The 14,254-nt window shown below is 37.2% G+C and carries 15 protein-coding genes; 13 read left to right on the forward strand and 2 right to left on the reverse strand.

Annotation, left to right across the window (positions count from 1 at the left end; translation table 11 throughout):
- Positions 1 to 173: 173 nt before the first annotated feature.
- From FYJ79_RS08705 to FYJ79_RS08735, 7 genes are all read left to right on the forward strand, one after another.
- Positions 174 to 914, forward strand: coding sequence for a nitroreductase family protein (locus tag FYJ79_RS08705; RefSeq protein WP_154516977.1), 741 nt, complete (start codon positions 174 to 176; stop codon positions 912 to 914).
- On the forward strand, positions 914 to 1,663 hold the full coding sequence (locus FYJ79_RS08710) for a class I SAM-dependent methyltransferase (protein ID WP_154516981.1): 750 nt from the start codon (positions 914 to 916) through the stop codon (positions 1,661 to 1,663). Before FYJ79_RS08705 ends, FYJ79_RS08710 begins: the two co-directional genes overlap by 1 nt.
- A 75-nt stretch (positions 1,664 to 1,738) precedes the next feature.
- Positions 1,739 to 3,223, forward strand: coding sequence for a DUF1846 domain-containing protein (locus tag FYJ79_RS08715; protein ID WP_154516984.1), 1,485 nt, complete (start codon positions 1,739 to 1,741; stop codon positions 3,221 to 3,223).
- Between the two features lie 86 nt (positions 3,224 to 3,309).
- Entirely contained in the window at positions 3,310 to 3,672 is a 363-nt protein-coding gene (locus FYJ79_RS08720) for a DUF488 domain-containing protein (RefSeq protein WP_154516987.1), read from the forward strand.
- Positions 3,673 to 4,230 carry a hemerythrin domain-containing protein gene (locus FYJ79_RS08725; protein ID WP_154516990.1) on the forward strand — a complete coding sequence of 186 codons (558 nt, stop codon included), beginning with the start codon at positions 3,673 to 3,675 and terminating at the stop codon, positions 4,228 to 4,230.
- Positions 4,231 to 4,293: 63 nt separating this feature from the next.
- Positions 4,294 to 4,572 carry a thioredoxin family protein gene (locus FYJ79_RS08730; protein ID WP_033161619.1) on the forward strand — a complete coding sequence of 93 codons (279 nt, stop codon included), beginning with the start codon at positions 4,294 to 4,296 and terminating at the stop codon, positions 4,570 to 4,572.
- A gap of 124 nt (positions 4,573 to 4,696) precedes the next feature.
- The gene (locus FYJ79_RS08735) at positions 4,697 to 6,790 is read left to right on the forward strand and encodes a sodium-translocating pyrophosphatase (RefSeq protein WP_154516993.1); all 2,094 of its coding nucleotides are present in this window, start codon (positions 4,697 to 4,699) and stop codon (positions 6,788 to 6,790) included.
- Positions 6,791 to 6,840: 50 nt separating this feature from the next.
- On the opposite strand, the gene FYJ79_RS08740 is transcribed toward FYJ79_RS08735, so the two are convergent.
- A complete protein-coding gene (locus FYJ79_RS08740) occupies positions 6,841 to 7,158 on the reverse strand; it encodes a helix-turn-helix domain-containing protein (RefSeq protein WP_154516997.1) in 318 nt (105 codons plus the stop codon).
- A gap of 91 nt (positions 7,159 to 7,249) precedes the next feature.
- Positions 7,250 to 8,137 carry an HAD-IA family hydrolase gene (locus FYJ79_RS08745; RefSeq protein ID WP_154517001.1) on the reverse strand — a complete coding sequence of 296 codons (888 nt, stop codon included), beginning with the start codon at positions 8,135 to 8,137 and terminating at the stop codon, positions 7,250 to 7,252.
- Between the two features lie 139 nt (positions 8,138 to 8,276).
- On the opposite strand from FYJ79_RS08745, the gene FYJ79_RS08750 reads away from it, so the two are divergent.
- From FYJ79_RS08750 to FYJ79_RS08775, 6 genes are all read left to right on the forward strand, one after another.
- Complete coding sequence (locus tag FYJ79_RS08750; protein ID WP_154517004.1) at positions 8,277 to 9,338, forward strand: PTS transporter subunit IIC; 1,062 nt, start codon at positions 8,277 to 8,279, stop codon at positions 9,336 to 9,338.
- 114 nt (positions 9,339 to 9,452) lie between these two features.
- Entirely contained in the window at positions 9,453 to 10,517 is a 1,065-nt protein-coding gene (locus FYJ79_RS08755) for a GGDEF domain-containing protein (protein WP_154517007.1), read from the forward strand.
- 86 nt (positions 10,518 to 10,603) lie between these two features.
- Complete coding sequence (locus FYJ79_RS08760) at positions 10,604 to 11,656, forward strand: GGDEF domain-containing protein (protein ID WP_195837054.1); 1,053 nt, start codon at positions 10,604 to 10,606, stop codon at positions 11,654 to 11,656.
- A 58-nt stretch (positions 11,657 to 11,714) separates the two neighbouring features.
- The gene (locus tag FYJ79_RS08765; protein ID WP_154517013.1) at positions 11,715 to 12,428 is read left to right on the forward strand and encodes an HAD family hydrolase; all 714 of its coding nucleotides are present in this window, start codon (positions 11,715 to 11,717) and stop codon (positions 12,426 to 12,428) included.
- Between the two features lie 84 nt (positions 12,429 to 12,512).
- Positions 12,513 to 12,851 (forward strand): hypothetical protein, encoded by a 339-nt coding sequence (locus FYJ79_RS08770; protein ID WP_154517016.1) that lies wholly within the window; start codon positions 12,513 to 12,515, stop codon positions 12,849 to 12,851.
- 1 nt (position 12,852) lies between these two features.
- Positions 12,853 to 14,184 (forward strand): MATE family efflux transporter, encoded by a 1,332-nt coding sequence (locus FYJ79_RS08775; RefSeq protein ID WP_229771433.1) that lies wholly within the window; start codon positions 12,853 to 12,855, stop codon positions 14,182 to 14,184.
- Positions 14,185 to 14,254 lie beyond the last annotated feature (70 nt).

Consider the following 14,254-nt stretch of genomic DNA (forward strand, 5'->3'; position numbering starts at 1 on the left):
TTTGAGGGATAGCGAGCGTCAAGAGCGGTAGCTTGAACGAAGTGAAAGCAAGCGCCTTTAGACGCGAGCAGGTATTACAGGCTTATAGCCGCAGTTCAAACCACGCCTTTTAGGCGTGGTTTTGATTGTTCAAATATACGTTTTTAATAGAATAGCTTTAGGAGGAGATGAAAATGATTCATAATACAACCATTGACACATTGATGAAAAGAAAGTCAGTGAGAGTCTTTTTAGACCAAGAGATTGAAGAAGAGAAAGTTGAAAGCATTCTACAGGCTTCCATCAATGCCCCAACAGCTGGTAATCAACAGCTCTATACCATCCTCAAGATCACTGATCCAGCGATAAAAGAACAGCTCTCCATACTTTGTGACAATCAGCCTTTTATAGCCTCAGCTAAGCTCATACTTATCTATCTTGCGGATTGTCATAAATGGTATGAAGCCTATAAAGATATTGGACTTAACCCACGTCAACCTGAATTTGGTGATTTCTTGCTTGCTGTTGATGATGCCTTGATTGCCTCAGAGAATGCGGTTATTGCGGCTGAGAGTTTAGGAATAGGATCATGTTATATCGGTGATGTGAAGGAAAATAAGGAAGAAATTTGTAAACTTCTTCGTTTACCTGAGTATGTTTTTCCTGCTAGCTTACTTGTTTTTGGCTATCCGACAAAGCAGCAACAAGAAAGACAAAAACCTCAGCGTGCTAATTTGAAAGATATTGTCTTTGAAAATAGCTATTATGAGATGAATGCTAAAGAGAGAGAAGGGATGCTTAAATATCATTATGGTGATGCAAAATATCATCCATGGCTTGAAGCGTTCTACAAACGTAAATATGATTCATCATTCGCCCATGAGATGAACCGTTCAGTAAAAGCCTACTTAAAAGACTATCAGGAGGAGAAATAATGAACTATCAAGATATCAATAAAGAAACCATCAATAGATGGGCAAACGAAGGATGGCAATGGGCTCAGCCTATTAGCCATGAAGAATATGTAGCAGCTACACAAGGTCATTGGAATATTGTCTTAACCCCATTAAAGAATGTTCCTAAAGAATGGTTTGGTGATTTAAAAGGTAAGAAGGTGCTTGGTCTTGCTTCTGGTGGTGGCCAGCAAATGCCTATTCTCACTGCAGCTGGTGCAGTGTGCACTGTCATGGATTATTCTGACAAGCAGCTTGAAACAGAACGCATGGTCGCAAAGAGGGAAGGCTATGATATTGAAATTATTGAAGCTGATATGACAAAGCGCTTTCCTTTTGAAGATGAAACATTTGATTTGATTGTTCATCCTGTTTCCAATTGTTATATTGAAGATGTTGATCATGTCTTTAAAGAATCCTATCGTGTATTAAACAAGGGTGGGGTCATGCTTTCAGGTTTAGGTAATGAAATCAATTATATTGTTGATAATGATGAACGGGAGATTGTCTGGAAAATGCCTTTCAATCCATTAAAGGATGAGAAAGCGATGGCTTTTATGCAAGAAGAACAATGTGGTGTTCAGTTCTCCCATGATATGAGTGAGCAGATTGGTGGACAGTTAAGAGCGGGCTTTAGACTTGTTGATTTGTATGAAGATACAAATGGTGAAGGCCGCCTGCATGATCTTAATATCAAAACTTATATTGCGACTAAGTCAGTCAAAGAATAAGTATTTTTAAAAAAATGAGAAGTTATTGACCTTCTTGATACTCTTCGATATGATGGCTGTTAGGAGAAATGGAATATGAATAAAATAGGATTTGATAATGAGAAATATCTAAAAATACAATCAAAGCATATTAAGGAACGTATTGAGTCTTTTGGTGGAAAGCTTTATTTGGAATTTGGTGGTAAGTTATTTGATGACTATCATGCATCAAGAGTCTTACCAGGCTTTGCCCCTGATAGTAAGATACGTATGCTTAAGGAATTAAAGGACCAGACAGAAATCGTGATTGCGATTAAGGCTGGTGATATTGAGAAGAATAAGGTGCGTGGGGATTTAGGCATTACATATGATGAAGATGTCTTACGTCTTATTGATGCATTTACATCCAATGGTCTCATGGTTGGATCAGTTGTATTAACACAATTTAAAGATCAGCCTAGTGCCATTGCTTATGAAAAGAAATTGAAATCTCTAGGCTTACAGGTTTATCGTCATTATATGATTCCTGGCTATCCTTCTAATATGCAGCTTATTTTAAGTGATGATGGCTATGGCAAGAATGACTATATTAAGACTACAAGACCATTGGTTGTTGTTACAGCACCAGGTCCTGGTTCAGGCAAGATGGCCACATGTCTCTCTCAGCTCTATCAGGAAGCTAAGCGTGGTGTGAAGGCTGGCTATGCGAAATTTGAGACATTCCCAATCTGGAATATTCCTCTTAATCATTCAGTCAACTTAGCTTATGAAGCAGCTACTGCTGATTTAAATGATGTTAATATGATTGACCCTTATCACTTAGAAGCTTATGGCAAAACAGTAGTCAACTATAATCGAGATGTAGAAATCTTCCCAGTTCTTAAAGCTATGTTTGAAAAGATCAATGGCTCATCACCATACAACTCACCAACGGATATGGGTGTGAATATGGCTGGCTATTGCATCTTTGATGATGAAGCAGTCACTAAGGCAGCTAATCAGGAAATCATTAGACGCTATTATGATGCCCTGGATGAAGAACGCAAGGGCAACGCTTCTCATAAACCTGTTGGCAAGATTGAATTGCTGATGGAAAAAGCCCATACAAGTATTGCTGATCGTCCTGTTGTTGCTGCAGCCAATGTTAAAGAAGAAGAAACAGGTGGACCAGCTGCTGCTATTGAAATGCCTGATGGGACAATTATTACAGGCAAGACATCAGAACTGCTTGGGGCAAGTAGTGCAATGCTGATTGATGCACTCAAATATCTTGCTCATGTGAATGATGATATTAAGCTTATCAGCCCTGATATTATTGAACCTATCCAAAAGCTTAAGGTTGAAACACTACAAAACAAGAATCCTCTTCTTCATATTGATGAAATCCTCATTGCTTTATGCATTGCAGCCACGCATCATGAAGAAGCCAAGAAAGCTTATGGTAAGCTTAAAGAACTGGCTGGCTTACAAATGCATTCAAGTGTTCTATTAGCACAAGAAGATGTCAATGTGCTCAAGAAACTTGGTATTCATCTGACATGTGAACCTAAATATCAGAATAATAAACTCTATCATCATTAATGCCTTTTTCATAAAGGCATTTTTTTGTGGTTTGAACAACATTATTAAAAAGAATCTCTCTCTATAATAAGCACGTGGTGATAGAAATGTATGAATTAAAGATCAAAAGAATTTATGATGAATATGAAGAGAGTGATGGCATGCGTATTCTTGTTGATGGAATCTGGCCAAGGGGCATCAGTAAAGAAAAGGCGCATCTTGATCTCTGGGACAAAGAAATCAGTCCAACAAAAGGCTTAAGAAAAGCCTTCAACCATGAAGTAGATAAATATGAGGACTTTAGAAAACATTATCGTCAGGAACTAGCAGAAAACCCACATACACAGGATTTTCTCAAAATAGTTTTCAATCACCTAGAAGAACAGCCAGTAACACTATTATATGGTGCGAAAGATTGTATGCATAATCAGGCTGTTGTTTTAAAAGAGTATATATTGGAGGAAATGTAGATGTTTATAATTGAAGCAATGATGAATGATCATGAGAATATTAGACGTATGATGAAAGTTATGCGTGCGATTGATAATGATATTAGAAATGGTAATGTGATTGAAACTGAGGATGTTGAACATATTATTGATTTCTTGAGAGTCTATGGTGATGAACATCATCATCATAAGGAAGAAGTGATTCTCTTCCCAGCTATGCTTGAAACAATTCCAATGACAGATGGTATGATCAATGGTGTCATGCTTGTCGAACATGAAGGTGGCAGAGAATATGTCAGTGACTTAGAGAGTGCTCTACTTGATTACAAGAAAGATCCAAGTGATAACAATGCCTCACGTATTTGTTTTGCTTCAGAAGGCTATATTAACTTATTAAGTGATCATACAAGTAAAGAAGATGAGATTCTTTATCAGGTTGCGGAAAACAATTTACCAGCTGCGACAAAGGAAAAAGTGGATGCTTTAGGTCATGAATGGGAAGAAAGAAGCACGGCCAATGGTATTTATGACAAGTATCTAGGCTTACTTGAAGAATTAGAAGCACGTTATCTCTTTTAAAGCATTATAGTTGTCATATTATCTATAAAACAGTATGATAATGATGAAAAGGGGGATGAACCTATGAAGAATATTAAAATGTTTCATTTAAATGATTGTGGCTATTGTGATAAGGCAAGAAAAGCCATGAAAGAATTAAAGCAGGAAGATAAGTATAAGGATGTTGTTGTTGAAACAATTGAAGAAACTGAACATCCTGATATTGCTGATCAGTATGATTATTATGCTACACCTACATATTATGTGGATGAAAAGAAAATCTTTGAAGCCCATATTGGTATGACATATGAACAGATTAAAGCTGAAGTCAAGCATGTCTTTGATCTTGCATTAGAAGACTAGGAACTCGATGAGTTCCTTTTTTTTATTATTTTTTTGTGAGAAATTGACCAATGGTCAGTCAAGAACTACAATAGTATATAGATGATAGGTCGATTCATGATCTTAAAAGAGGGGGGAAATGTTTATGAGTGGACTTACAGCAATTTATTTTACCGGTATTGGATCGTTGATGGCATTGTGCTTTGCAGCCTATAATTTCATCAGGACCAAGAAAGAAGACACAGGTAATGAACGTATGACCAAGATTTCAGGATTGATTGGTCGAGGTGCTAACGCTTATCTGAAAAGACAGTATCGTGGTGTTTCGATGTTCTTTATTGCCTTATTTGTCATTCTTTGTATTATGGCAGCTTGTCATTTACTAAGCTGGTTTACACCATTTGCCTTTATTACAGGTGGCGTGTTCTCAGGCTTATCCGGCTTTATTGGCATGCGTACTGCAACAATGGCGAACTGCCGTACGACAAATGCCGCCAGCAAATCTCTCAATAAGGGCTTACGTGTGGCCTTTTCAGCTGGTAGTGTTATGGGCTTTACGGTTGTTGGGTTAGGGCTTCTTGATTTGACAATCTGGTATTTCATTTTGAATTTTGCCTTTAGAAATCTGGCAATGAATGCACGCTTAGTACAGATTACAAGCAATATGCTGACTTTTGGTATGGGTGCAAGCAGTATGGCGCTCTTTGCCCGTGTTGGTGGTGGTATCTTTACAAAAGCGGCTGATGTTGGTGCAGATCTTGTAGGTAAGGTTGAAGCTGGCATACCAGAAGATGATCCACGTAATCCTGCCGTTATTGCTGATAATGTTGGCGATAATGTTGGTGATGTAGCTGGTATGGGTGCAGACCTATATGAATCCTATGTTGGTTCCATTATTTCTACGGCAGCCTTGGCCGTTGCTGCTGATTATGGCTTGAAGGGTGTTGCTGTACCAATGGTTATAGCTGCTCTAGGTGTTCTTTGTTCAATAATTGGTACTTTCTTAATCAAGACAAAAGAAGGTGCTTCTCAGAAGAACTTATTGAAAGCTTTACGTACAGGTACTTATACAAGTTCAATCCTGATTATCATTGCTTCATTCTTCGCTATTAAATTCCTTTTACCAGATCATATGGGTGTTTATATTGCGATTCTTTCAGGCTTGCTTGCCGGTGTATTAATTGGCGCAAGTACGGAATATTTCACAAGTGATACTTATCAGCCTACAAGAAAGCTTGCTGAAAGTGCTGAAACAGGTGCTGGTACAGTCATCATTAGTGGTCTATCACTTGGCATGATGTCAACAGTTGTTCCTGTTGTTATTGTTGGTATCTCAGTTCTTGTCAGCTACTATGCTTCATCTCATGGCGGTGATTTCGCTCAGGGCTTATATGGTGTTGGTGTTTCCGCTGTTGGTATGCTTTCAACATTAGGCATTACTCTTGCGACAGATGCTTATGGACCAATTGCGGATAATGCTGGTGGTATTGCAGAAATGGCTGGATTGAAGCCAGAAGTCCGTGATCGTACAGATGCGCTTGATTCCTTAGGAAACACAACTGCTGCAACAGGTAAAGGCTTTGCCATTGGCTCAGCTGCCTTAACAGCCCTTGCCTTGATTGTATCCTATATCGATCGTATTCATTCCTTGGACAAGAGCTTTACATTCAATCTCGCAGTTAATAATCCAATCGTTCTTGTTGGTTTATTTGTTGGTGGTATGCTGCCATTCCTTTTTGCGGCACTCACAATGTCAGCTGTTGGCAAAGCAGCCGAAGCCATCGTTATTGAAGTACGTCGTCAGTTTAAGGAAATCAAAGGCTTGCTTTTAGGTAAGGCTGAACCTGATTATGAACGTTGTGTAGATATGTGTACACGTAGTGCTCAGAAACTTATGATTGCACCTGCCTTAATTGCCGTCATCATTCCAGTTGTCTTCGGCATGATTACAGGACCTGATGGTGTTGTAGCGATGCTTGCAGGTAATACGGTAACTGGTTTCGTACTTGCTATTATGATGAGTAATGCTGGTGGTGCCTGGGATAATGCGAAAAAATATATTGAAGCAGGACATCATGGTGGTAAGGGTTCACAGCAGCATCGTGCAGCTGTTGTTGGTGATACTGTTGGTGATCCATTCAAGGATACATCTGGTCCATCCATCAATATTCTTATCAAACTTGCATCAATGGTTTCCATTGTCTTTGCTCAGCTTATTCTTACAATTCATCTTCTATAAGAAAAACAGCTCGTTAGAGCTGCTTTTTTTGGCGGTGAGATTGTAAGTAGTTACTTGTTAATGATTTTTAAAACTTTCAAGAGCTTATTTTTATAGTCATCTGAGAGCTTATTAATTTCATTGACAAGTTCAGCATCAAGAGCATGGCTAGAATAGCCTTCTTCCTGTGCTCCAATAAGATAGTCAACAGTAATACCAATCAGTTTCGCATAATTAGCTAGACAATGAATACTCATAGCAGTACGATTGTTTTCAACATTGCTAATGTAGCCCGGAGTGACATCAAGGACATCGGCAACTTGCTGCTGTGTTAGGCCTTTTTCTATACGCAATTCCTTAATTCTTGCGCCCAATTCTAAATCCTTCATAAAAGTATACCTCCAACTATCTTCATTATATACTTTGCATATTTGTCAGTGTAGAAAATTCATACTTTCTCAAAAAAAAGTTGAAAAGCCATCACAATGGATAACTTTCCAACAATTTCTTTAAATCTTCAGGTGTCTTTGCAATCGCAATCGCACCTGCTTTTTCTAGATCTTCTATCTTTCCATATCCCCATCTTACGCCAATTGTATCAATATTTGCTTTCTTAGCACCAATAACATCAAAGGCTGTATCACCAACCATAATGAACTGATGTTCATGACCAATTGTATTTAACAGGTAGGCAATAACCTGATGCTTTGTCTCTCTTTCATGACTGCTTGTTGCCCCAGCAATCTTTTCAAAGTACTGGTCCATTTCAAAATGCTGCAAGATTTCAATAGCTGTTGCTTCAGGCTTGCTTGTCGCAACAAAGAGCTTGTATTCTTTTTTCAATTCTTCAAGCATTTCAATAATACCTGGGTAAGGGTGATTTTCAAACTTGCCCACTGTTAAATAGCGGTCCCTAAAAAGTTTAATGGCATGTTCAATTTCATCATCTGGCACACCATATTTCTTAAAAGACAAAGAAAGTGGAGGCCCCACAAATGTCTTTAAATCCTCAAGATCAAGATGGATATCATAGTAATTAAGGGCATGAATGGCACTCTTGATAATACCTTCACCACTATCAGTCAATGTACCATCCAAATCAAATAAAATATATTTCATAGCTTTTCCTTTCATAATTAGTTCTTCTTTCCTTTTTCGTGTCAGCCCCTTGATGGCATATTCACGCTTTAAAGCCGAACTCTTGTCATTAAAATGTTCAAAGTATATAAGCTTAACTGGCCTTCTTGCCTTCGTATATTTAGCACCTTTTCCATTGTTGTGGGTATCAATACGCTTTTGCAGATTATTCGTATAGCCAGTATAGTAGCTGTGATCAGAACATTCTAGAATATATACATAATGGTTCATGGGGCTATTATAGTACAGTCACAACAATGTTTCTAGTGATATGTTATGAAGAAAAGGGTTGCTTTTTTCTCATATTTGTATATACTCATAGACAAGTGTCAAGACATATAGAATGACACATATATACAGGAGGAAAATTATGGATCAGGTAAATGCATTTCTTGAACGTAAAAATGTCAAGATTTCATTAAAGCGTTATGGTATTGATGCTCTTGGCGCAATGGCGCAGGGGCTCTTTGCATCATTACTTATTGGAACCATCATGAATACATTGGGGACACAGCTTGGGATTGAGCTTTTGGTAAAGATAGGTAGTTTTGCTACAAGTGCAACAGGGGCAGCCATGGCTATTTCGATAGGCTATGCCTTGCAAGCTCCACAGCTTGTTCTCTTTAGTTTGACAGCAGTAGGTGTTGCCGCTAATACACTAGGAGGAGCAGGAGGACCTTTAGCGGTATTAGTTGTCACGATTATCGCCTGTGAAGCAGGAAAAATCGTCAGCAAGGAAACAAAAGTCGATATTATCGTAACACCATTTGTGACAATATTTGTTGGGGTTGGCTTAGCGATGCTTTGGGCTCCAGCAATTGGCTATGGGGCAAGCAGCGTCGGTCATGCTATTATGTGGGCAACGGAATTAGCACCATTTACAATGGGCATTATTGTTTCAGTGATTGTAGGTATAGCCTTGACATTGCCTATTTCTTCAGCAGCCATCTGTGCCGCTCTCAACTTAACTGGCCTGGCTGGGGGAGCAGCGTTAGCTGGATGCTGTGCTCAGATGATTGGTTTTGCAGTAATGAGTTATAAGGAAAATGGTGTGGGTGGCCTATTTGCTCAGGGAATTGGAACAAGCATGCTGCAAATGGGTAATATTGTAAAGAATCCTAAAATATGGTTAGCACCAATTATCAGTTCAGCCATTATAGGACCAATTGCGACATGTCTCTTTAAGCTGAAAATGAATGGTGCTGCTGTTTCAAGTGGTATGGGAACTTGTGGTCTTGTTGGCCAGATTGGTGTCTATACTGGCTGGGTGAAAGATATCGCAAGTGGCAAGATGAGTGGTATTACTGCTTTTGACTGGATAGGATTAATCATGATTTCCTTTATTCTCCCAGCTATCATTACTTATTTATTTGGCCAACTTTTTAGAAAGCTTGGCTGGATCAAAAAAGATGATTTAAAACTCGACTTATAGAATACCCTTTACAAGGTATTCTTTTTTATTTAAGTACTAAATTTTGACCACTCATAACTATAGTGGTACAATATAAATAACAATAGTATGTTTTATTGACAGTATGGTGATTTTATGAAATGGTTGAATAAAATTATTGATTTTTTTAAGGTTGGATTAACAAAAGAAAACTATATCACTTTAAAAAATGAAATACAGATAGAGAATTTTAAAAATTTGCTTTTTATTTCAAATTTAGCTTCTATTCTCACATTTTTAATCTATATACTCTCATTTTGGATTAAGGAACTTGAAGAAACAAAAATTCTTTTTTTCTCTTTTTCAATCAGCCTTTTAGTGATTAACTTGATTGCACGTTATTTTTCAAGACATACAAAACATGTAATCATTTATGATGTCTATGCCTTTATGACATTGCTTATTATATATTCTATTATTATCAGTACCCATATTAATTCAGATAAGATTGCAGTTGCTTTTATTGCCTTTATCTTATTTTTACCGCTATTCTTTATTGATTTACCTTACCGTATGTGCATCTTTATCATATTGAGTACAATTGTTTTTATTATCAATGTCTTACTTTTTGATAATTCTTCAATACGTAATATTGATATAATGGATTCCATTATCTTTTCAATAGTAAGTATTATAACGAGTACATATACTATAAAGATGAAATTTCAAAATATCTACATGAAAAGCCGCTATCACTATTTTAGTGAAACGGATGTACTGACAGAGATGAAGAATCGTAATAGCTTTGAACATTATATCAATTCAATTGATGCAACAGATAATACTTATTGTATTTTCCTAGACGTCAATGGTCTTCATGAACTGAATAATATAAAAGGACATAAATCAGGTGACTGTATGTTGGTGACTGTTGCGAAGTATTTTAAAAAAGCATTTGGATCTGAACATAGTTATCGTATTGGTGGGGATGAATTTGTAGCTTTTGTTGAAGCAAGGCAGGAAGATGATATTATACAAGACATAAAACTATTACAGGATGAGATTAATAATGAGGGCTATTCTGTTTCTATAGGCTTTGCGAAGCGAAAGGCGTATGAGAATCTTGAAGGGCTAGTTAAACTTGCTGAAATCAATATGTATGAAGATAAAAGGCGATATTATTCTCATGCTGAACATAATCGTAGATCATCGATGAATTAGGAAATACATGGTTATTTCCTTTTTTCTTTTGTAGACAATGGTGATATAATACAAAAATCAAAGACATGTCAATGAGGAGGTTTCATATGTTTTTGAAAGAAATATTGAAGTTCTTTAGTGTTGGTTTATCAAAAGAAGATTTAATAGAAATATCTGATAATATTCGAAAAGAGAATTATAAAAGTCTTATTGTTGTGGCGTTATTGAGTATGCTTTTTTCCTTTGTTATGACAATTGTGTCCTATGCAGCTCATGATTCTTTTAGGGTTACGATGCTTCATGCCACACTGACTATTTGTAGTTGTGTGCTGTTACTTTTTGTCATATTGTATAAAGACCCAAAACATCATCTTATCATGACTGAGACACATCTTTTTTGTTTCTTACTGGTTACTTATGCCATCATACTTTCTACAGTACTCAATAGTAATCGTTCTGCAGTTACCTTTATAGCCATTATTCTTGCCTTGCCACTTTTCTTTACAGACCACCCCAAACGTGTAGCACTCTTTATTGGGCTCTCCTCGATATTTTTCCTTGTCTTTGCAACGCTTTTTGACAGCCAAGAAGTGCTCTTAGACGATATTGTCAATGGGATTGTTTTTTCTCTCATCAGTATTATAGTAAGCAGCTATATGTCAAAAGTTAAATTTCAAAATATTTATCTCAAACGTAAATACCAATATCTAAGTGAAACTGATGTCTTGACAGGACTACAGAATCGTAATCATTATGAATATATTCTTGAACATAATCAAAACTATCATCCTAGCTATTGTATCTATATGGATGTCAATGGTCTTCATGAACTCAATAACAATGATGGACATATGGCTGGAGATATTATGTTGAAATATATTGCCAAGATCTTTTGTAGAACATTTGGGGAACATTCTTGTTTTCGTGTTGGTGGAGATGAATTTGTAGCTTTTTCATTTGATGAAGATAAAGATCAGCTTATTCAGGCAATTGCCTATCTTCAACATGAAGCTAACCTCAAGGGCTATCATGTTTCTATTGGTTATAGTGCGATGCATAATAATATTTCACTAGAAAAACTAGTCAAAGAAGCAGAGAGCATGATGTATGAAGAAAAGAGAAAGTATTATGAAGAGAATAATCGTCGAAAGATGCGCTAAGTTCATCTTTTAAGTAGATGCAAAAGAGTCTATAATGCTTGAGAGGTAGGTGTATATTATGTATCAAGCTGTTATATTTGATATGGATGGAACGATCTTGAATACAATTGATGATTTAAAGGAAAGTTTGAATTATGCTTTAAAAGTGACAGGACATCGTCATGATTATACTGTCGCAAACACAAAAGTCTGTTTTGGCAGTGGTGTCAAGGTTGCCATTACAAGAGCATTATGCTTAGAAGCGGGCATGGAGGAAAATGCTCTCTATGCGATTGGGACAAGTCAGGAAGTATTGCCGGAAAGTGTACATGAGGATGAAATTAACCGTGTCCAGGAAGTTTTTAGAGCTTACTATGTGAATCATTGTAAAATTAAAACAAAGCCTTATCCCGGCATTCTAGATTTATTGAAAGAACTAAAATCAAAGGGTATCAAGGTTGCCGTTGTTTCCAATAAACAAAATAATGCCGTTGAAGAACTTGTGAAGGATCAGTTTGATGGTTATTTTGATTTCTATCTTGGTGAAAAGAAGGGCATCAAGAGAAAACCAGCTCCTGATATGTGTAATCAATGTCTGAGTGTTCTCAATGTCTTGAGAGAAGACGCACTTTATGTAGGTGACTCTGAAATTGATATTCAAACAGGAAAGAATGCCCATATGGATGTTGTCGCTGTGAACTGGGGCTTCCGTTCAACATCTTTCTTAAAAGAAAATCAAGCCAAAACGATTGTTTCCAATACAGATGAACTCTTGGAAGCTATCGTAAATTAAGAATACGAATGACGTTTATTTGTCATTGACGATTGCATGAAACCGCTCTATAGTAGTGTAAGAGCTTACAATAAGGAGGGTGCTATGCTGGACTTAGATATCATATCATCGGATAAAGAGAAAACCGAAGAACTCATCTTTGATCAGGGTACAATTACTTTTGTTCATGATGGTGTTAGCAGCAATATAGATATTGATGAACATAAATATAATATGATTACCAATATCATTAGCGAAACACTGCATTCACTCATCATGATTCCAATGTTTCCCCATCACGGTAAATGGAAGGTTGTCATTGGTGATGAAGAGTTTGAAGGATCATTGACGGGACTGAGGAATGAGAATTTTGATCTAACAGAATTCATCAATCTGCACTTAGGGTTGAATTTCTTAGGCTTTGGCAGAAGCCTTGAGGAATAAAATGAAACAAACCATGAAAATGACAGAAGGAAGTCTTGCTGACAAGATTTTCTTTTTTGCGTTACCGCTTGCTGCTTCTTCGATACTTCAACAGCTCTTCAATAGTGCAGATGTAGCGGTTGTTGGAAACTTTGCGGGAAGCAATGCCCTTGGTGCTGTTGGAGCCAATGGTTCAGTCATCAACCTTCTTGTCAATACCTTTGTTGGTATATCAATTGGCAGTAATGTTGTCATTGCAACACTTATTGGTCAAAATAAAGAAAAGAAAGCCAAGCAGGCTGTCCATACATCAATGCTTTTTGCTGTTATTCTTGGTGTTATCTTAATGGCCTTTGGTCTGTTGATTGCCCCACAGCTATTAAGATTGATGGCTACACCAAGTAATATCCTTTCCTTAGCCGTACTTTATTTGCGTATTTATTTCCTTGGGGTACCTTTTATTGTTCTCTATAACTTCGAAGCAGCCATTCTACGAAGTAGAGGAGAGACGCGTTTACCACTTATTGCGTTATCGATTGCAGGGGTAATTAATGTCATCTTGAATCTTGTCTTTGTGGTAGGACTAGGCATGAGTGTTGATGGGGTAGCATATGCAACTGTTATATCCAATATCTTTTCTTCACTTTTCTTGCTTATCTATCTTACCCATGATACAACAATAACCCATTTTACATTCAAGCAATGTCATATTCATAAGGACTTGTTGCTGCATATTCTTAAGATTGGTATTCCTTCAGGCATGCAAGGCGCCCTCTTTTCCATCAGCAATGTCATCATTCAATCACAGTTGAACCAATTTGGATCTTATGCGATTGCAGGAAGCGCAGCAGCCTTGAACTTTGAAATACTGTCTTATTATTTCTTTGAAGGCTTTGGCCAGGCTGCTATTACTTTTGTGGGTCAGAACTATGGTGCAGGGAAAATGGACCGTTGTCATCAGGTGCTTAAATATTGCTGGATGGAAGCGAGTGTTGTCACGATTGTTTCAACGATTCTCTTTGTGGCTTTCGCAAGACCGCTTGCCTCCATCTTCTCAAGTGATCCCCATGTCCTTGGCTATGCAGTTAGACGTATGTATATTCTGATCACTTTTGAAATACTGAATATGTCCATTGAAATTCTGTCAGGCGCAATGCGTGGTTTTGGCTATGCGATTGTCCCAACGCTTGTGGCTGTCTTTGGCATTTGTGTCAGTCGTATTATCTGGGTCTTTACCATCGCCAAAATGATTCATAGTTATGAAGTATTGCTTTATTGTTATCCTATCAGCTGGTTATTGACATCGATTGCCTCACTTATTGCCTATAAATATCTCACACGTAAGCTTGTCTAGCCTGCGTGTTTTTTTACGAAATTTTTCTGTTCTCTATCTTTTATAGGAAAGAATTCTATATAATATGGAT

Origin of the sequence: Sharpea porci (genome assembly GCF_009695655.1) — a bacterium.
GTDB lineage: Bacteria > Bacillota_I > Bacilli_A > Erysipelotrichales > Coprobacillaceae > Sharpea > Sharpea porci.